Annotated in this window: 19 protein-coding genes; 9 read left to right on the top strand and 10 right to left on the bottom strand. The window is 72.0% G+C overall.

Annotated elements, in window-relative coordinates; genetic code table 11:
* Positions 1-78: 78 nt before the first annotated feature.
* A complete protein-coding gene (locus ACIPJ2_RS17170) occupies positions 79-1,377 on the top strand; it encodes an LCP family protein (protein ID WP_402729838.1) in 1,299 nt (432 codons plus the stop codon).
* Positions 1,378-1,400: 23 nt separating this feature from the next.
* Positions 1,401-1,973, top strand: coding sequence for a TetR family transcriptional regulator (locus ACIPJ2_RS17165; RefSeq protein WP_402729837.1), 573 nt, complete (start codon positions 1,401-1,403; stop codon positions 1,971-1,973).
* On the opposite strand, the gene ACIPJ2_RS17160 is transcribed toward ACIPJ2_RS17165, so the two are convergent.
* From ACIPJ2_RS17160 to ACIPJ2_RS17150, 3 genes are read right to left on the bottom strand one after another with little or no spacing between them, the layout of a single operon-like run.
* A complete protein-coding gene (locus ACIPJ2_RS17160; RefSeq protein ID WP_402729836.1) occupies positions 1,963-2,847 on the bottom strand; it encodes a biotin-dependent carboxyltransferase family protein in 885 nt (294 codons plus the stop codon). The genes ACIPJ2_RS17165 and ACIPJ2_RS17160 overlap by 11 nt on opposite strands.
* Positions 2,844-3,455: an allophanate hydrolase subunit 1 gene (locus ACIPJ2_RS17155; protein ID WP_402729835.1), complete on the bottom strand. Its 612-nt coding sequence runs from the start codon at positions 3,453-3,455 to the stop codon at positions 2,844-2,846. The genes ACIPJ2_RS17160 and ACIPJ2_RS17155 overlap by 4 nt, the downstream gene beginning before the upstream one ends.
* A gap of 8 nt (positions 3,456-3,463) precedes the next feature.
* A complete protein-coding gene (locus ACIPJ2_RS17150; RefSeq protein WP_402729834.1) occupies positions 3,464-4,231 on the bottom strand; it encodes a LamB/YcsF family protein in 768 nt (255 codons plus the stop codon).
* Between the two features lie 149 nt (positions 4,232-4,380).
* On the opposite strand from ACIPJ2_RS17150, the gene ACIPJ2_RS17145 reads away from it, so the two are divergent.
* Genes ACIPJ2_RS17145 through ACIPJ2_RS17135 form a run of 3 tightly spaced genes read left to right on the top strand, consistent with a single transcriptional unit; the run spans position 4,381 to position 6,873 of the window.
* A complete protein-coding gene (locus tag ACIPJ2_RS17145; RefSeq protein WP_281265647.1) occupies positions 4,381-6,093 on the top strand; it encodes an MDR family MFS transporter in 1,713 nt (570 codons plus the stop codon).
* 1 nt (position 6,094) lies between these two features.
* On the top strand, positions 6,095-6,553 hold the full coding sequence (locus ACIPJ2_RS17140) for a MarR family winged helix-turn-helix transcriptional regulator (protein WP_281265646.1): 459 nt from the start codon (positions 6,095-6,097) through the stop codon (positions 6,551-6,553).
* Positions 6,554-6,573: 20 nt separating this feature from the next.
* Complete coding sequence (locus ACIPJ2_RS17135) at positions 6,574-6,873, top strand: hypothetical protein (RefSeq protein ID WP_402729833.1); 300 nt, start codon at positions 6,574-6,576, stop codon at positions 6,871-6,873.
* Positions 6,874-6,921: 48 nt separating this feature from the next.
* Here ACIPJ2_RS17135 and ACIPJ2_RS17130 read toward each other — a convergent pair whose 3' ends face one another.
* Positions 6,922-7,371: a MarR family winged helix-turn-helix transcriptional regulator gene (locus tag ACIPJ2_RS17130; RefSeq protein WP_402729832.1), complete on the bottom strand. Its 450-nt coding sequence runs from the start codon at positions 7,369-7,371 to the stop codon at positions 6,922-6,924.
* A gap of 36 nt (positions 7,372-7,407) precedes the next feature.
* Here ACIPJ2_RS17130 and ACIPJ2_RS17125 point away from each other — a divergent pair, with 36 nt between their 5' ends.
* A complete protein-coding gene (locus ACIPJ2_RS17125; RefSeq protein WP_402729831.1) occupies positions 7,408-8,043 on the top strand; it encodes an MBL fold metallo-hydrolase in 636 nt (211 codons plus the stop codon).
* A gap of 73 nt (positions 8,044-8,116) precedes the next feature.
* On the opposite strand, the gene ACIPJ2_RS17120 is transcribed toward ACIPJ2_RS17125, so the two are convergent.
* Positions 8,117-8,962 carry a lysostaphin resistance A-like protein gene (locus ACIPJ2_RS17120; protein WP_402729830.1) on the bottom strand — a complete coding sequence of 282 codons (846 nt, stop codon included), beginning with the start codon at positions 8,960-8,962 and terminating at the stop codon, positions 8,117-8,119.
* A 44-nt stretch (positions 8,963-9,006) separates the two neighbouring features.
* Positions 9,007-9,591, bottom strand: coding sequence for a TetR/AcrR family transcriptional regulator (locus tag ACIPJ2_RS17115; RefSeq protein WP_402729829.1), 585 nt, complete (start codon positions 9,589-9,591; stop codon positions 9,007-9,009).
* 178 nt (positions 9,592-9,769) lie between these two features.
* Here ACIPJ2_RS17115 and ACIPJ2_RS17110 point away from each other — a divergent pair, with 178 nt between their 5' ends.
* Genes ACIPJ2_RS17110 through ACIPJ2_RS17100 form a run of 3 tightly spaced genes read left to right on the top strand, consistent with a single transcriptional unit; the run spans position 9,770 to position 13,131 of the window.
* The gene (locus tag ACIPJ2_RS17110; RefSeq protein ID WP_402729828.1) at positions 9,770-11,137 is read left to right on the top strand and encodes an MFS transporter; all 1,368 of its coding nucleotides are present in this window, start codon (positions 9,770-9,772) and stop codon (positions 11,135-11,137) included.
* Positions 11,138-11,167: 30 nt separating this feature from the next.
* Entirely contained in the window at positions 11,168-11,983 is an 816-nt protein-coding gene (locus tag ACIPJ2_RS17105; protein ID WP_402729827.1) for a sugar phosphate isomerase/epimerase family protein, read from the top strand.
* Positions 11,980-13,131 carry a Gfo/Idh/MocA family protein gene (locus ACIPJ2_RS17100; RefSeq protein WP_402729826.1) on the top strand — a complete coding sequence of 384 codons (1,152 nt, stop codon included), beginning with the start codon at positions 11,980-11,982 and terminating at the stop codon, positions 13,129-13,131. Before ACIPJ2_RS17105 ends, ACIPJ2_RS17100 begins: the two co-directional genes overlap by 4 nt.
* A 5-nt stretch (positions 13,132-13,136) precedes the next feature.
* On the opposite strand, the gene hutI is transcribed toward ACIPJ2_RS17100, so the two are convergent.
* The 4 genes from hutI to hutU are packed head-to-tail and all read right to left on the bottom strand — an operon-like array spanning position 13,137 to position 18,650.
* Complete coding sequence (gene hutI / locus ACIPJ2_RS17095) at positions 13,137-14,354, bottom strand: imidazolonepropionase (protein ID WP_402729825.1); 1,218 nt, start codon at positions 14,352-14,354, stop codon at positions 13,137-13,139.
* Positions 14,351-15,751 (bottom strand): formimidoylglutamate deiminase, encoded by a 1,401-nt coding sequence (locus tag ACIPJ2_RS17090; RefSeq protein ID WP_402729824.1) that lies wholly within the window; start codon positions 15,749-15,751, stop codon positions 14,351-14,353. The genes hutI and ACIPJ2_RS17090 overlap by 4 nt, the downstream gene beginning before the upstream one ends.
* Complete coding sequence (locus ACIPJ2_RS17085; protein WP_402729823.1) at positions 15,748-16,962, bottom strand: allantoate amidohydrolase; 1,215 nt, start codon at positions 16,960-16,962, stop codon at positions 15,748-15,750. Before ACIPJ2_RS17085 ends, ACIPJ2_RS17090 begins: the two co-directional genes overlap by 4 nt.
* 2 nt (positions 16,963-16,964) lie before the next feature.
* Complete coding sequence (gene hutU / locus ACIPJ2_RS17080; RefSeq protein ID WP_402729822.1) at positions 16,965-18,650, bottom strand: urocanate hydratase; 1,686 nt, start codon at positions 18,648-18,650, stop codon at positions 16,965-16,967.
* Between the last annotated feature and the right edge of the window lie 56 nt (positions 18,651-18,706).

The following is an 18,706-nucleotide window of genomic DNA, read 5'->3' as shown; positions in this document are numbered from 1 at the left end:
AAGGATGATCCGGCGTCCGCGGGCACTGGTCGAGACTGACGACATGCACGATGAGGGGTTCGCAACGGGGGCGGTCCGGTGACGCGCGGTGGGGTACCCGCTGCGCGACACGGTCGGCAGCGTCGACACGGCACGCTCGGTCCGGCGGTCAAGGCCGTCGCCGCGGTCGCCGCGATCGGGTTGGTGAGCGTCGGTTCCGTCGCCGCGATCGCGTCGTGGCAGGTGGTGCGTGATGCGAAGCCGACGGTCTCGCTCGCGATGCCGGGCAGTCACTCGAGCGCCGCACCGCAGCTGACGGCCGCGACCGGCGAGGTGAACATGCTGCTCGTCGCGACGGACACCCGCGAGGGGCAGGGTGCCGGCTTCGACGACGCGGCGAACCTCCGTGCGAGCTCCGGCGTCGGGCACAACGACTCGAACCTGCTGGTGCACATCTCCGCGGACCACACCAACATGGCGGTCGTCAGCTTCCCGCGCGACCTCGTCGTCCCGATCCCCGCGTGCGAGGACGACCAGGGCACGGTCGTGCCCGCGGTGCCGGCAGCGATGCTCAACACCGCGCTCGGCCGAGGGGGCGAGCAACACGGGCTCGCCTGTGTCGCGAAGACGATCGACCAACTCACCGGACTCCAGATCGGCTACGCCGGCATGATCACCTTCGACGGCGTCGTGGCGATGGCGGACGCCGTCGGTGGGGTCGAGGTGTGCCTCGCGACCCCGATCCACGACACCGACGTCACCCCGGCGCTCGACCTGCAGGCGGGCGACCGGAAGCTGTCCGGAGCGGAGGCGGCCGCGTTCCTCCGGTCTCGGTACGGCGTCGGAGACTCCAGCGACCTCGCCCGGATCAGCAACCAGCAGACCTTCATGGCGGCGCTCGCGCGGCAGACGGTGTCCGCCCGCACGCTCACCGACCCGGGGAAGGTCCTGCGGCTCGCCACGACGGCGTCGAAGCACATGACGCTCTCCGACACGCTGGCCGACCCGACGACGCTCGCACGGCTGGCCCTCACCGTGAACTCCGTCGGGCTGTCGAACATGTCCTTCGTCCAGTACCCGGTCGTCGACGACCCGACGGACCCCGCGCGGGTCCTGGTCGCGAAGGGTCCGGCGAGCGCCCTGAACGCCGTGCTGCAGCAGGACCAGCCGGTGGTGCTCGGAGCGGAGAGCCTCGGTCGCTCCGCCGTCCGCGACCCGTCGGCCCCGCCGTCAGGAGCACCAGACGGGTCGGCCGCACCGGGGGGAGCAACAGCACCAGGGGGATCGGCACAAGGGGGGTCGGCACCCGGGGGATCGGCTCCGCCCACGTCGTCGCCGCTCCCGGCCGACGTCTCCGGGCAGAGTGCGGCCACCGTCACCTGTGCGGCGAAGCGCTGACGCGAGTCGGTAGCGTGGTGGCCATGGCCGCCTTCACGCCCCCGCCCGCCGACGCCGTCCGGGCTCGACTCCTGCTCGCCGGGCGCGACGAGTTCGCGGCCGTCGGGCTCGCAGCGTCCCGGATCGAGCGCATCTCGGCGGCGTCGTCGAGCAACAAGGCGCAGATCTTCCACTACTTCGGGAGCAAGGAAGGGCTGTTCGACGCGGTCGTCGCGCAATCCGTCGCGGAGACGCTCGAGGACGTGCCGCTCGACACCGACGACCTCCCGCAGTACGCCGGGCGACTGCACGACAGCTACGCCCGTCGGCCCTGGGCGCTGCGTCTGGCGACCTGGTACCGCCTGGAACGCCAGGACGCCAGCCCCGTCGAGGACGTCGTCGTCGCCAACGAGGCCGTCGTGTCGGCGATCGAGCACGCGCAGCGCGCCGGCGTCGTCCCGCGGAGCTACCGGCCGGCCGTCCTCCTCGCGCTCGTCCTCACCACAGCGGCGATGTGGAGCACGACACCGGCAGGGTTCGAGCCACTCGTCCGAGCGGTCACCCCGGCACGGCGGCGGCAGATCGTCGTCGACGCCGTCGCCGCGCTCATCCGCTGACGCGGAAGCGGACCGTGTCGCCCGGTCGGAGCTGTGCCGCACGGTCGACGGACCCCGGCGTGAGGACCGCGACGACCGGGTAGCCGCCGGTCACCGGGTGGTCGGCGAGGAACAGCACGGGGAAGCCCGCCGGTGGGACCTGCAGCGAGCCGGTCTCGACGCCCTCGCTCGGGAGCTCGTGCGTGACCGCCCGGACCAGTGGTTCGGCGGCGGTCGTCCGGACCCCGACACGGTCGCTGTCCTGCGTGACGTGGTGGTCCTGCCCGGTGAGCGTCGTCCGCCACTCGGGCGTGAACCAGTCGTCGCGGGGACCCGGCACGACGTCGAGCACGACGGGCTCCCATTGCCATGGCCCGAGCGGCGGGGCGACGGCGTCGACGACGGGCCACGCGTCGGCTGCGTCGCCGATGCCGAGCACATCGCCGACGACCACGGGTGCCGGACCGAGCCGCGCGAGCGAATCCCACGACCGGCTCCCGAGGACCGGCGCGACCGCGAACCCGCCACGGACCGCGACGTACGTGCGCAGCCCGGTGTCCGGCACGCCGATGTCGAGCGTGTCGCCGGGGTCGAGCGCGACGATCTCGTTGGCGGCCGCGCCGCGGACCGAGCCGTCCGCCCGCGTGACGTGGACCGCGGGAGCGGCCCCGGTGACGGCGGTGACCACGTGCGAATCGGCGCGGAGCGTGACGGAGCCGAGCAGGGCCTCCAGGACGGCCGCGTCCGGACGGTTGCCGACCATGCGGTTGGCCAGCGCTGCGGACCCGCGATCGGCGGCGCCGGCTGCGCCGAGGCCCATGTCGCTGAGGCCGGGGCGACCGAGGTCCTGGGTCGTGACGCCGAAGCCGACGCGCAGGACGGTGAGTGTGCTCACGAGTCGGCCCTCACGAAGCGGATCCGGGTGCCAGCGGGGGCGAGCGCCGGTGGGTCGCGGTCGACCGACCACATCGGGACGTCGGTGCGGCCGATGAGCTGCCATCCGCCGGGCGAGACCCGCGGGTAGACCGCGCTGAACTCGCCCGCGAGGGCGACGGCCCCGCTCGGGACGGCGGTCCGCGCGGTGTCGCGACGGGGGAGGTCCAACGCCGGCGAGGTGCCGGTGAGGTAGCTGAAACCCGGGGCGAAGCCGCAGAACGCGCTCGTCCAGACCTGATCCGTGTGCCACGCGACGAGCTCGTCGCGCGTCATGCCCGTGATGGCGCCGACCGCGTCGAGATCGTCGCCGTCGTAGGTGACGGGGACGACGAGCGGGTCGGTGTCGCCGGCCCGCTCGGTGTCCGCGGGCTCGACGCGCGCGAGGTCGGCGCGGAGCCGTCCGGCGTCCGTCCTGGCCGGGTCGAACCGGACGAGGAGTGTGCGGGCGCCGGACACGACCTCGGTCACGCCTGGGAGCACCGCGGCGGTGATCCCCGCGCGGAACGTCACGACCTCGGCCAGGGACCCGAACGTGACGAGCAGGGCGGTGCCACCCGCTGGTCGCACGTCGGGCCTCACGGCGCCGGGGCGAACGGCGCGATCGTGATGCCCTGCTCGGTGAGCAGCGCACGGATCGCGCGGGCCATCGCGACGGCGTCCGGTGAGTCACCGTGCACGCAGACCGAGTCGGCGCGCACCGGGATCTCCGAGCCGTCGACGGCGGTGGCGACGCCCTCGGCGACCATCCGGAGCACGCGGGCCGCCACGACGTCCGGGTCGTGCAGCACCGCGCCCGCCGTGCTCCTCGACACCAGCGACCCGTCCGGTTCGTACGCGCGGTCCGCGAAGGACTCGGTGACCGTGCGCAGTCCGTGGCGTTCGGCGGCACGGAGGAGTTCGGACCCCGGCAGCGCGAGCACGGCCAGGGACGGGTCGACGTCGGCGACCGCCCGGGTCACCGCGTCGGCCTGCACCGGGTCGGCGCACGCGGTGTTGTACAGCGCGCCGTGCGGCTTCACGTAGGTCACGGTCGTGCCGGCGACCCGTGCGGTGGCCGCCATCGCGCCGAGCTGGTGGACGACGTCGGCGTGCAGTTCGTCCGGCGTGACCTGGACCGGACGACGACCGAAGCCCACGAGGTCGCGGTAGGCCACGTGCGCCCCGACCGCGACCCCACGCGATGCCGCAGCGCGGGCCGTGGCGAGCATGATCGTCGGGTCGCCGGCATGGAAGCCGCAGGCGACGTTCGCGCTCGAGACGACGTCGAGCATCGCGGTGTCGTCGCCCATCGTCCAGGCGCCGTAGCCCTCGCCGAGGTCGCTGTTCAGGTCGATCGTCGTCACGCGTACCCCTGTCGTCGCCGAAGTTGTTCAACAATCTAGCGGAGCGGTGCAGCGAACGCACTAGTTGACGTACGTCAACGATGTGCGATGATTGACGTCTGTCAACTTTTCGGATGCAGCGTGGCATCCCGTTCCACCGAGGGAGCCCGATGTCACACACACCACCAGCAGCCGTGCACGACCAAGAGTCCGCAGCACCCGCGATGTCGCACCGTCAGGTGCTCGAGGCCCTGTCCGGCCTGCTGCTCGGCATGTTCGTCGCGATCCTCGCGTCGACGGTGGTCAGCACCTCGCTCCCGCGCATCATCGGCGACCTGGGTGGTGGCGAGAGCGCCTACACGTGGGTGGTGACGTCGACCCTGCTCGCCACGACGGTGTCCACCCCGGTCTGGGGCAAGCTCGCCGACCTCTTCAACCGCAAGCTCCTCATCCAGCTGTCGCTGGTGATCTTCGTCCTCGGCTCCGCACTCGCCGGCTTCTCGGAGAACCCCGGCACGCTCATCACCTTCCGCGTGGTGCAGGGCCTCGGCGCCGGTGGTCTCACCGCGCTGAGCCAGATCATCCTCGCCGACATCATCAGCCCCCGCGAGCGCGGGCGCTACGGCGGCTACTTCGGCGCCGTCATGGCGGTCGGCACCGTCGGCGGCCCGCTGTTCGGCGGTCTGCTGACCGACAGCCTCGGATGGCGCTGGAACTTCTTCGTCGGCGTCCCGTTCGCGATCGCCGCGATCATCCTGCTCCAGCTCACCCTGAAGCTGCGTGCCCTGCCGAAGCGCAAGGTCTCGATCGACTACCTCGGCATCGCGTTCATCGCGGGCGGCGTCTCGCTGCTGCTGATCTGGGTCACGCTGGCCGGCAAGAACTTCGACTGGGTGTCGCCCACGTCCTTCGTCATGGTGATCGGCGCGGTCGTCCTGCTCGTCGCCACCGTGTTCGTCGAGCTGCGCGCCACGGAGCCGGTCATCCCGATGACCCTCTTCCGGAACCGCACCTTCACGATGGCCGTGATCGGCTCGATCGCCGTCGGCATCGCCATGTTCGGCGCGACGGTCTACCTGGCGCAGTACATGCAGCTGGCCCGCGGGGCGACCCCGACGCAGTCAGGCCTCCTCACCATCCCGATGATCGGCGGTCTGCTCATCGCCTCGACCGTCGGCGGCATGCTCGTCACGAAGACGGGCAAGTGGAAGCCGATCATGACGATCGGGTCGATCGCACTCGTGGTCGGTCTCGCACTGATGGGCACGATCCAGTACGACACCCCGTACGTCGTCGTCGCGGTCTACATGTTCGTCATGGGCGCCGGGGTCGGATCGGTCATGCAGAACCTCGTCCTCGTCGTGCAGAACACCACCGAGCCGAAGAACATCGGTGCGGCGTCCGCCGGTGTCGCGTTCTTCCGTTCGCTCGGTGGTGCGCTCGGCGTCTCCGTCCTCGGGACCGTCCTCGGCACCCGGGTATCGGACCTGATCGGTGACAAGCAGGCGGAGCTCGGCAAGGCGATCGCGGCGCTCGGCGAGAAGGGCGCAGCCGTCGCGAAGGAGCTCGCCTCCGGCAGCATCCCGGCCGTCAGCCAGCTGCCGCACGGCGTCCGCGAGATCATCGAGTCCGCCTACGGCCAGGCGGTCGCGAACATCTTCCTCATCGCCGCTCCGATCGCGATCCTCCTCGTCCTGGCGATCGTCTTCATGCCGAACAAGCCGCTCACCACGAAGACCGTCGCCGAGCGCTCCACCGACCAGGGGCCGCTCGCGGGATCCGCCGAGGACTTCGCCGGTGTCGGGACCGTCACGGGCTCGAACCCGGTGATCGAGACCAGTGGTTCGCAGGGCGGTGGCAGGACACATGGTCGACACTCGTGAGGTGACCAAGCCAACGGAGTCGGCCGGACCCGGGGTCCCCGACGGGATCGCGACCCGCATCGACACGCTCGAGCGGCAGTTCGCCGCCCTGTACAACGCGTACCGCCAGCAGATGCGACAGCGCTCCGACGACATCGATCCGGCCCTGCAGCCGTCCGGGTACCGGACACTGGTGGAGCTCGTCGTCGGTGGTCCGACGGGTGCGCGCGACCTCGCCGAGGCCCTCGGGTTCGACAAGAGCGTGCTCAGTCGGCAGCTGCACCAGCTCGAGGAGCTCGGGCTCGTGTCCCGGTCGACCGACCCGACGGATCGGCGGGCGATCATCGTCGCGGCCACCGCGGACGCGATCGAACGGATGGAGCGCACACGGAGCACCGCTCGGGACGAGTTCCGGGGCGCGCTCTCGCGGTGGTCCGAGCACGACCTCGACGAGCTCGCACGGTTGCTCCGGCAGCTCTGATCGTCCCGTAGTCTTCGGCGGTGGATGCAGTGCTGCCCTCGGGGATGACCAGGCGTCGCGTCGAGCTCCGGATCGTGAAGCCCGCGTTCGCGTGGTTCGCCCGGCCGACCGTGACGATCGACGGCGTCGGGCACCCGGCGCAGTGGGGGACGGGCACGTGGGCGGTCCCAGACGAGGGCACGACGGCCCTCGGCGTCTACCTGTTCAACCGGGCGTGGCGGTTCGGTGCCGCGTCGGTGACCGTCACCGCTTCCGACGACGTCCTCGAGTACCGCGGCGGGCTGCTCCCGGCCGGGCCCGGCCGTCTCCGCAGCGTCTGAGGAGTCGCCGACCAGTCGCGGTGCCGGGCCGCCGCCGCAGCGCCCCGGTCACTGCCCGTCGGCGTGCAGCGCCGCCGTCAGCTTGTCGAGCACGGCGGCGGCCTGCGCGAGGACCGCTCGCTCGGACGGTGTCAGCGCACGTTCGGCGGCCGCGAGGATCCGCGTCGACCGGCGGATGCGCGAGGACGCGATCACCTCCCGCCCCGTGTCGGTCAGCGCGACGAGCACGCCCCTGGCATCGGCCGGGTCCGGGGTCCGCGCCACGAGTCCCTGCTCCTCGAGATCCGCCACCGTCACCCGCATCGTCTGGTGGCGCACCCGTCGCAGCCGTGCGAGCGCCGCGATGCTGTACGCGCCGTCCCGGGCGAGGAACCCGAGCACCTCGATCTGCCCCTCCGGCGTGGTCTCCGTCCGGCGGATCGCGCGCACGCTCTCGCCGATCGCCCGTCGGAGTTCGTTCGCGTCGTCGAGCGTGAACGTCTGCTCATCGATGCCCATGGGAAAACTGTACAGGCAGCCTGTACAGTTACGGGCATGGAACTCACGAAGTACACCCACGCCACCGTCGTGCTCACCAAGGGCGAGCAGACCCTCGTGATCGATCCGGGCGCCTACACGCCGAACTCCGCTGAACTCGTCGCGCACACCACCGCGGTGCTCGTCACCCACGACCACCCCGACCACTTCGACGCCGCGATCCTGGGTGCGGCGCTCGACGCTCAGCCCGACCTCCGGGTCTGGGCTCCGGCGAACGTCGCTGCCGAGCTCGGTGATCGTGACGGCCGCGTCACGACGGTCACCGCGGGCGACGCGTTCGAGGCCGCCGGCTTCGCCGTGCAGGTCGTCGGTGGTGACCACGCGGTCATCCACGCGGACATCCCGCTCATGCGCAACGTCGGCTACGTCGTCGACGGCAACGTGTACCACCCGGGCGACGCGTACTTCGTGCCCGAGGAACCGGTCCAGACGCTCCTCGTCCCGACCTCCGGTCCGTGGGCGAAGCTCGGCGAGCTGGTCGACTTCGTGCGCGCCGTGCACCCCGCCCGTGCCGTGCAGATCCACGACCTCATGCTGAGCGACGCCGGAAAGGGCTCCTTCGCGCAGTTCACGGGGCAGCTGACGGGTGTCGAGCTGGTCACCGTCCCGGACGGCGAGACGATCACGGTCTGACGCGACCATGTGATGGACGGGAGGCTCGGTGCCAGCTGGCACCGAGCCTCCTGTCCGTCTGTCTGGACGTCCGTCAGGGCGCGGGGCGCCCGTACTTCGAGTCGCGTCGGGTGCGCCGGTCCTCGCGGATGACGCTGACGACGCCGACGAGCGTCGCGAGGAGGAGCAGGACCGAGACGACGGCGGTGAAGACGGAGCCGCCGAGGTCGCCCGTGCCCACGGTGAGCGCCGCCGTCGGCGTGCCTGCGTCGGAGGCGACGTACAGGACCCAGTCCGTGAACGCGTGCACGAGCATCCCGACCCAGATCCGGCCGGTCACCCGACGCACCCAGTAGTAGGCGACCCCCGTCCCGACGAGGGCGCCGACCTGGAAGAGGACGAACGCCGGTGGGACACCGGCGATCAGGCTCCCGGGGGCGTGCGCCAGGCCGAAGACCACGGCGGTGACGAGCATCGTGACGAACTCGCCGTGCCGTTCGCGGACCGCGGTGAGCAGCACGCCGCGCAGCACGAGCTCCTCGCCGAACCCCACCAGGAGCGTGCCGAGTGCGATGAGTGCCAGGAACCAGACGCTCCGCGCACCCCACGGCACGGTGTCGAGCTGGCTGATCGGCACCAGCACCGCGAGGACCGGGATCGACACGAGCCACCAGCGACGGGGCGTCAGTGCCGGCGTCGGGGTCTCGCGCCAGACGCCCCTGCCCCACCGGGCGACGCGGAGGAACAGCAGGACGAGCGCGATCGCGATCGGCAGCGGGATCAGGTGTCCCAGGGCGAACTGCGCTCGGACGTCGTCCTCGGGGGCGAGTCCGTCGAGCGCGTTGCCGAGTCCAGCGGCGAGCAGCACGTACACGCCCACCACGCCGAGCGCGATCCAGGTGTTCCTGGGCAGGCCGGGTGCGCGCGGCGGGGTGCTCATGCGCCCGACAGTACGGACGGCCGGCTGGGGCGTCCGGGGGTTCGTCAGAGCACGCGCTCCAGCAGGCGCAGGGTCCCGGCGATGTCGACGCTGCGGTCCAGCAGCCACTGGACCTGGAGGCCGTCGAACGCGGCGACGATGAGCGACGCGACCTGGTCGAGATCGGCGTCGGAGTGTCGACCGGATGCCTGCAGCTCGTCGCGCAGCTGCCCGGCGAGGTCCGCGCGGGCGATCTCGAACCGCTCCGCGAAGAAGGCGCGGGAGGTCTCGTTGCCCGGTTCCACCGACGTCGCGAGGAGCGTCGTGTACATCGTCACGAGCCCGGGCACGCTGACGTTGTGGTCGGCTGCCTCGGCCATCCGGTTCAGGACGCCGTCGACACCCTCGAGACGACGGGTCGAATCCGCGTCACGCTCTCGCAGGACCTCGAGGAGGAGCGCCTCACGCGAGTCGAAGTAGTGCCGCAGCGCCGCGTGCGAGACGCCGATGGCTTCGCCGATCGCCCGGAGCGAGGTGCCGTCGATGCCCTTCGACGCCACGACGTCGAGCGTCCGGTCGAGGATCTCCTGTCGCCGCTGCACGCCCTTGGCGTAGGGGCCTCGCGCGCCGGATCCGTCGTTGGAGCTCACCGTCGAAGGCTACCGCGGGCAGCGACGCCGTCTCGGTGACACCTGTTGCCCAAAGCAACTGCGATGAAATCAAGACGCAATACTTCCGCGCGGAGCTTTTCGGTGTTACTGTCCCTCAAAACCTAGCGCGGCTAGGGATCTTGGAGGGCATCCGCCCCTGATGACTCGAGGAGGAGTCATGTCGACACCGACGTCGAAGGAAGAACCGCAGTCCGGTCTCGCCGGCACCGCAACCCCGCCGGTCACCGCCGCCGCAGGCGCGACGAGCACGGACCCGGCAGCCGCGTCCCGTGCGTTCTCGGTCGAGGGCCTCACACAGTCCGTCAGCACCGTGCGTGTCGGGCGGAAGTACATGTGGGCGCTCAGCCTCGCGCAGTTCGGGCTCTTTGCCGCACTGCTCACCCCGGTGTTCGTCGGGATGACCATCAAGGCGACCGAGCTGAACCCCGCGAGCCCCGAGACGATCGTCGGCTCCGTGCTGCCGTTCGGTGCCCTCGGTGCACTCTTCGCGAACCCGCTCGTCGGCGCGTTCTCGGACCGCACCCGCACCCGATGGGGTCGTCGGCGCCCGTGGATGGTCGGCGGCATCGTGGTCTTCGTCGTCGCGCTCGCCTGGATCGCCTTCGCGCCGAACGTGCCCCAGCTGACGGTGGCCTGGGTCCTGGCGCAGGTGTCCGCGAACGCCGTGCTGGCTGCGCTGACCGCGAGCTTCGCCGACAACGTGCCCGAGTTCCAGCGCGGCAAGGCGTCGAGTGTCATCGCCCTCGCGCAGAACCTCGCGATCCTCGCCGGCCTGTACCTCGCCGTCTACCTGGTGGGCAACCTCCCGCTGCTCTTCATCGCACCTGGCATCCTGGCGATCATCCTGATCCTCGTGTACTCGTTCGTCGCCCGTGACGACCTGCCGACGAGCACGATCAAGCCGTTCAGCTGGATCAACCTGATCTCGTCGTTCTGGACCAACCCGATCAAGCACCCCGACTTCGGGCTCGCCTGGTGGGGCCGCTTCCTGATCACCTTCGGCACGTTCATGTTCACGACCTACCGGCTGCTGTACATGGAGGACCGCGTCGGGCTCCCGCAGGCCGAGGCGGTCGGGGTCGTCGCGTTCGGTGTGCTCCTCTACACGGTGGCACTGCTCGTCAGCGCATCGGTCTCCGGCTGGGTGTCCGACCGCGTCCGCCGCCGCAAGGTGTTCGTGTGGAGCTCCACCGCGCTCACCGCGGTCGGTCTCGTCATCCTCGCGCACGTCGACAGCGTCGGCGGGTTCTACTTCGCCGAGATCGTGATGGGCTTCGCCTACGGCATCTACGCCGCCATCGACACCGCGCTGGTCGTCGACGTGCTGCCGGACCCGGAGCGCCCCGGCAAGGACCTCGGCGTCATCAACATCGCCAACGCGCTGCCGCAGTCGCTCGCCCCGGCGGTCGGCCTGTTCCTCCTCGGCATCGGCGGCGGACAGAACTACACGCTCATGCTCTGGGGCGCCGGTGTCGCGGTGCTCCTCGGTGCGCTCGTCATCCTCCCGATCAAGTCGGTCCGCTAGCCGGTCCTGGCACCAACGAAAGGACTCCCCATGGCACTCGCCATCTCGCTGCAGCTCTACACGGTGAACGCCGCGCTGGAGCCGGACCTCGACGCCGGGGTCGCACGGCTCGCCGCGATCGGCTTCGACACCGTCGAGGCGTTCGCCTTCGTCGGCCGCTCCGCGGAGCTCAAGTCGGCGTTCGACGCCCACGGCATCACCGCCACGACCGGCCACGCCTTCCTCGTCCAGCAGGAGATCCCCCTGCCGGACGGCACGACGATGACCGCACCGTCGCACGCCGACACGTTCGCCGCGGCGAAGGAGCTCGGCCTCGAGATCGTCATCGACCCGTTCGTCGGACCCGACGAGTGGACCACCCGCGAGGGCGTCGAGCGCGTCGCAGCGCGTCTCAACGCCGCAGCGGACGAGGCGGCCGAGCACGGCCTGCGCGTCGGCTACCACAACCACGACCACGAGCTCCGGCCGCAGATCAACGGCAAGCCCGCACTGCAGGTGCTCGCCGAACTCCTCGACCCCCGCGTCGTGCTCGAGCTCGACCTGTACTGGGCGTCGGCCGCCGGCGTCGACGTCGTCGCCTTCGTCCAGGAGCTCGGTGACCGCATCGTCGCCGTGCACGTCAAGGACGGCCCGATGCGTTCTGGCATCTCCACCGCCGAGATCCCGCAGGACCAGACCCCGGCCGGACAGGGCGACGTGCCGATCGCCGAGGTCCTCGCCGCGGCACCAGCCCTCGAGTACGCCGTGATCGAGTTCGACCACTCGGAGCTGGACGTCTTCGACGCAGTCGAGCAGTCCTACCGGTGGCTCGCCGCGACGCTGGACAAGGAAGCGGTGTCGGCATGACGCGCACGGGCAGGGTCGGCATCGGGTTCATCGGTGCCGGCATGATCAGCGAGCAGTACCTGACGAACCTCACGACGTTCCCGGACGTCGAGGTCGTCCGGATCGGCGACATCGACACCGAGCGCGCCGCGGCGTCGGCAGCGAAGTGGGGCGTCCCCGCGTCGGGCACCGGTGACGAGGTCCTCGCCGATCCCGACGTCGAGATCGTCATCAACCTGACGCTCCCCGCCACCCACGTCGAGGTCTCGACCGCGGCGCTCCGCGCGGGCAAGCACGTCTGGAGCGAGAAGCCGATCGGGGTCGACCGGGCGTCAGCCGCGGGGCTCGTCGCCCTGGCGGACGAACTCGGGCTGCAGCTCGGCATCGCGCCGGACACCGTGCTCGGCCCCGGGTGGCAGACCGCCAAGCGCGCGATCGAGTCCGGCGCGATCGGCACCCCGCTGACCGCCGTGACGAGCATGCAGTGGCAGGGACCCGACGTGTTCCACCCGAACGCGTCGTTCCTCTACGCCAAGGGTGCAGGCCCGCTGTTCGACATCGGTCCGTACTACTTCACGGCGCTCGTGCACCTGCTCGGCCCGGTGGCGTCCGTCGTCGCGACCGGTTCGAAGTCCCGGGAGACCAGGGACCTGGTGGTCGGGCCGAACGCCGGGCAGTCCTTCCCGGTCGAGGTCCCGACGCACGTGTCCGTGCTGACGGCCTTCGAGCAGGGCGGTCAGGCGCAGTCGCTGCTGTCCTTCGACACCCCGCTCTTCCGGCACGGCGTGTTCGAGGTGAACGGCACCGAGGGCACGATCGTGCTGCCGGATCCGAACACGTTCGGCGGTGGGCACCCGATCCGCATCGCGCGGCCGCTGACGAAGGACGCGACGTTCCCGTTCGAGCAGTCCTTCGAGACGCTCCTCGACGAGGAGCCGACGGTCGGTCGAGGTCTCGGCGTCCTCGACATGGCGCGGGCGATCCGCGGTGGTGGCTCGCACATCGCCACCGGCGAGGTCGGGTACCACGTGCTCGACACGATGGTGGCTGTGGAGGAGTCGATCGCCGCGCGGTCCTTCGTCGAGGTCGAGTCGACGGTGGAGCCGATCGCCTCGCTCCCCGAGGAATTCGACCCGTTCGCGGCGACGCTCGCGACCGTCGCGGTCTGACCGGACTACCGGGGCCCGCCCACGGCGGTGACCCCGGTGGTCCGTCGGCCGCGCCGCCAGACGGCGGCCGTCAGCGGCGTGCCGATTCGGTACGGGATGTGCGCGGCCGTCGGCGCGTCGATCACCTGGAGATCGGCCGGCCCGCCGACGTGGATGCTGCCGACAGCGTCCGTGCCGGTGTCGAGGCCGAGCGCGGCCGCACCGCCGAGGGTCGCCGCACCGAGCGCCTCCTCGAGCGTGAGCCGCTGCTGGAGCACCGCGGTGGCGACCTGGAACTGCATCGACGACGTGAAGGACGTGCCCGGGTTGCAGTTCGACGCGAGCGCGATCCGGGCTCCGGCGTCGACCAGTGTTCGGGCCGGCGCGAACGGCGCCCTGGTCGACAGGTCGCACGCCGGCAGCAGCGTGGCGATCGTGTCGGACCCCGCGAGCGCGTCGACGTCGGCGGCCGACAGGTGGTTGCAGTGGTCGACGCTCGCTGCGCCGAGCTCGACGGCCAGTGCGACGCCGCCGGTCTCGCCGAGCTGGTTGCCGTGCACCCGGAGCCCGAGCCCCGCTGCGCGGCCGGCGAGGAGCACGGCGCGCGACTCGTCGGGGGAGAACGCCCCCGATTCGCAGAAGACGTCGATGAACCCGACGTGGGGGCGGACGGCGTCGAGCATCGGGCCGGTGACGAGGTCGAGGTACGTCCGTCGATCGACTCCCGTCGGCACCACGTGCGCGCCGAGGAAGGTCACGACGTCCGCGACCTGCGCGGCGATCCTGGCGAGCCGGAGTTCGGTGTCGACGTCCAGGCCGTAGCCCGTCTTCGCCTCGATCGTCGTCGTGCCCTGTGCGACGGCCTCGTCGACGAGGGCCGCGGCGCTCCGGCTGAGCTCCTCGTCGGTCGCGTCCCGGGTCGCCGCGACCGTCGTCATGATCCCGCCCGCTTCGTAGGGGCGCCCGGCCATCCGGTCCACGAACTCGGTCGCGCGGTCACCGGCGAAGGCGAGGTGCGTGTGCGAATCGACCCAGCCGGGCAGGCAGGCGCGGCCACCGACGCTCGTGCGGTGGTCGGCGGCGGGCGCGTCGGCGGCCGGGCCGACCCACGCGACGCGGCCGCCCTCGACGACGACGGCCTGGTCGTGACGGACGACGGACGCGGCGGCCGCGTCGGAGCCGTCGGCGTCCGCGGGGTCCATCGTGCGGAGTTCGCCGATGTCCGTGATGAGTTCGCTCGTCATGCGCGCGGTCCGTTCGTCGAGGCGGAGTCGGTCGGTCCGGCAGCGCCGATCACGTCGATCGCATCGTGGAGCAGCGCGGCGGGGGAGCGGCCGTCGACGAGCACGCCGCGGTCGGCGACGACCCGGCCACCGACGACCACCCGGAGCACGTCGGACGCCGTCGCCGTGAGGAGGAGCTGCTCCGGCCGGGCGCCGGCGGTGCGGACGGTCGCGGAGTCGATCTCGACGAGGTCGCACACGGCGCCGACGCCGATGCCCCCGGTGACGCCCAGGGCTCGGTAGCCGGCGGTGGACCGTGCGGCATCGAGCTCCCGCGGGGAGAAGACCCCGCGTTGTCGGGCGTGGAGGCGTTCGCCCGCCTCGAGTCCGCGGACCTCGAGGAACGGGTCGACGACGGCGTTCTGGTCGGACCCGAGCGCGATGGTCGCACCGGCGTCGGCGAGTCGCCTGGCCGGACCGATGCCGTCGCCGAGGTCCGCCTCGGTCGTGGGGCAGATCACCGCGGAGACCCCGGCGTTCCCCAGCTGGACGATCTCGTCGTCGGTCAGGTGCGTGGCGTGCACGACGCTCAGCCGAGGACCGAGCGCCCCGGCGTCGGCGAGCACCCGCGTCGGCCGGACGCCGTACGCGGCGAGGCTCTGCTCGTTCTCGGCGGGCTGCTCGGACAGGTGCACGTGGAGCGGGACGTCGTCGGGGAGCCCGCTCGCGATCACCGCGACGTCGGAGGGCGCGACCGCACGGACGGAGTGCACCGCGGCGCCGACCGTCACGAGTGGGTCGTCGCCGAGCGCGGCTCGGAGGGCGTGCCAGCGCTCGAGCCATGCCGCTGCCGACCCGTCGCCGAACCGGCGTTGCTCCGCCGCAAGGGGCTGCCCCGGCGCTCCGGTGAGGTAGCAGGTGTCGAGCAGGGTCAGGCGGATGCCGACCTCGCGCGCGGCGTCGGCGATGGCGAGGCCGACGGCGTTCGGGTCGTCGTACCGGGACCCGTCCGGGCGGTGGTGCACGTAGTGGAACTCCCCGACGGCGGTCCAGCCGGCGGCGAGCATCTCCCCGAAGACGCCGACCGCGAGCTGGCGGTACGTGTCCGGGTCGAGGGTTGCGGCGGCTCGGTACATCGCGGTGCGCCACTGCCAGAAGTCGCCGCCGTCCGCGTGGGTCCGCCCACGGAGCACCCGGTGGAACGCGTGCGAGTGGGCGTTGCCCGATCCGGCGAGGACGGTGCCGAGCCGCAGGTCCCCGGCGCGCGGCGAGACGCCGACCGTCACGGCGGTGATCCGACCGGCTCCGTCGAGGTCGAGGCGGACGTCGGACCGTGCGACGCCGTCGACGACCGCGGTCGCGCAGTGCACCGCGGTCGCGCAGTGCACCGCGCTCGCACCGGCAGCGCCGCCGGTCACGTCGACGCCCGCATCACGGTCGTGAGCGCCTCGACCCCGGCGGCGCAGTCGTCGGCGTCCGACCACTCCTCCGGCGCGTGCGAGACGCCGGTGGGGTTCCGGACGAAGAGCATCGCGGACGGGACGTGCGTGGAGAGGACCCCGGCGTCGTGCCCCGCGCCCGTCGGCAGCACGGGCACGTCGCCCTCGAGCACGCGGTCGATCGCCGCCCGCGGTCCCTCCGGGAAGTCGACACGGCTCGACCAGGACTCCTCGGTCACCTCGAGCGCGCAGCCGTTCGCGACGGCGGCGTCCTCGGCCGCGGCGACGATCGCCCCGACGACGGTGCGGGTCACGGCGTCCTCGCCGGCCCGGGCGTCGAGCCAGAACTCCGCGGTCGACGCGATCACGTTCGTCCCGCCCGGGACCGCTCGGAGCCGTCCGACCGTCGCCCGGGCGTCCGCTGCCGAACGAGCGATCCCGGGCACGGCGGCGATGGCTGCAGCGGCCGCGACGACCGGGTCGCGCCGGTCGGTCATGCGTGTCGCGCCGGCGTGGTTGCCCTGCCCGGAGAACCGGAAGCGCCAGCGGCCGTGCCCGAGGATGCTCGACGCGAGCGCGACGGGCGACCCGAGGTCGACGAGTCCGCGCCCCTGCTCGACGTGCAGTTCGACGAACGTGCCGATGCCGGCCAGGCGATCCGGATCCGGACCGACGGCGGACGGGTCGATGCCGGCGGAGGTGAGCACTGCCTCCAGGCTGGTGCCGTCCGCGTCGGTCAACGCGAGCGCTCGTTCCGGGCTGATGGCGCCGCTCAGCAGGCGCGACCCGAGGCAGGCGACGCCGAAGCGCGAGCCCTCCTCCTCGGCGAAGACGGCGATCGCCGTCGGTCGCGACGGGCGGTGCCCTTCCTGCTGCAGACGTGCGACGGCGTCGAGTGCCGAGACGACGCCGAGCGGGCCGTCGAAGGCGCCGCCGCCGGGGACCGAGTCGAGGTGGGATCCCGTGACGAACGCATCGGGCCCCGGTGCGCCCCACCATGCCCAGGTGTTGCCGTTCCGGTCGCGCTCGACGTCGAGACCGAGGCGCTCCGCACGCTCGACGAACCAGTCGCGGAGGTCGCGCTCGGCGTCGTCCAGCAGGTGCCTGGAGTACCCGCCGCGGACGGTGTCCCGCCCGACCTCGGCGATCTCGGCCAGCCCCGGGAGGACCGTCGCGCCCGAGTCGGTCATGCTCAGACCTCCCACATGGGGACGCGGAGGCCACGTTCGCGGGCGACCTCCTCGGCACGCTCGTAGCCGGCGTCCACGTGGCGCATGACACCGGTGCCCGGGTCGTTCACGAGCACGCGGGCGATCTTCTCGGCGGCGAGGTCCGTGCCGTCGGCGACGATCACCTGGCCGGCGTGGATGGAACGGCCGATACCGACGCCGCCGCCGTGGTGGATGGACACCCAGGTCGCGCCGGACGCGGTGTTGAGCAGGGCGTTCAGGAGCGGCCAGTCGGCGATCGCGTCCGAGCCGTCCTGCATGGACTCGGTCTCGCGGTACGGGGACGCGACCGACCCGGAGTCCAGGTGGTCGCGGCCGATCACGATCGGCGCGGAGATCGTGCCGTCTGCGACGAGCTCGTTGAACCGCAGGCCGGCGAGGTGGCGCTCCTGGTACCCGAGCCAGCAGATGCGCGCCGGGAGCCCCTCGAACTGCACCTTCTCGGACGCCGAGGTGATCCAGCGGCGGAGCTTCTCGTCCTCGGGGAAGAGCTCGAGGATCGCCCGGTCCGTCGCCGCGATGTCGGCGGGGTCGCCGGACAGGGCGGCCCAGCGGAACGGGCCCTTGCCCTCGGCGAAGAGCGGGCGGATGTACGCGGGCACGAAGCCGGGGAACGCGAACGCCCGGTCGTAGCCCGCGAGCTCGGCCTCGCGGCGGATGGAGTTGCCGTAGTCGAACACCTCGGCGCCCGCGTCCATGAACCCGACCATCGCCTCGACCTGCTTGGCCATGGACCGACGCGAGTCGTCGATGAACGTGTCGCGCTCCTGCTCGGCGCGGTCGTGCCACGTCTGGACGTCGTAGCCCTCCGGCAGGTAGCTCAGCGGGTCGTGCGCGCTGGTCTGGTCGGTGACGACGTCGATCGCGACGCCGCGCCGGAGGAGCTCGGGGAACACCGTGGCCGCGTTGCCGACGAGCCCGACCGAGAGCGCCCGTCGCTCCGCCTTCGCGCGGGTGACCCGCTCGATCGCGTCGTCGATGTCGTCCGTCATCTCGTCGAGGTACCGGTGCTCGACGCGGCGCTGCAGACGGCTCGCGTCCACGTCGACGACCAGCGCGACACCGCCGTTGAGCGTCACCGCGAGCGGCTGGGCGCCGCCCATGCCGCCGCAGCCGCCGGTGAGCGTGATCGTGCCGGCGAGGGTACCCCCGAACCGCTTGTCGGCGACGGCGGCGAAGGTCTCGTAGGTGCCCTGCAGGATGCCCTGCGTGCCGATGTAGATCCACGACCCGGCGGTCATCTGCCCGTACATCGTCAGGCCCTCCGCCTCGAGCTTGCGGAACTCGGGCCACGTCGCCCAGTCGCCGACGAGGTTCGAGTTCGCGATGAGCACCCGCGGCGCCCACTCGTGCGTGCGGAAGATCCCGACGGGCTTGCCGGACTGCACCAGGAGCGTCTCGTCCGACTCCAGGTCGCGGAGTGCGTGCACGATCGCGTCGAACGCCTCCCAGCTGCGGGCGGCGCGGCCGGTGCCGCCGTAGACGACGAGGTCGTCCGGGCGCTCGGCGACCTCCGGGTCGAGGTTGTTCATCAGCATCCGCAGCGGCGCCTCGGTCTGCCAGCTCTTCGCGCTGATCTCCGTGCCGCGCGCCGCTCGGACGGGGCGTGCGCCGACCGTGCTCGGGGTGGACTGTCCGGTGCGGGTCATGGTGCTCCTTCTCGGGCCGTGCGTCGTCCCGTCGTGGCTGGGGGCCGCGGCCGTGG

Origin of the sequence: Curtobacterium sp. NPDC090217 (assembly GCF_044746705.1) — a bacterium.
Lineage (GTDB): Bacteria > Actinomycetota > Actinomycetes > Actinomycetales > Microbacteriaceae > Curtobacterium.
The sequence above is the reverse complement of the archived record's forward strand: the minus strand, read 5'-3'. Positions and strand labels throughout refer to the sequence as shown.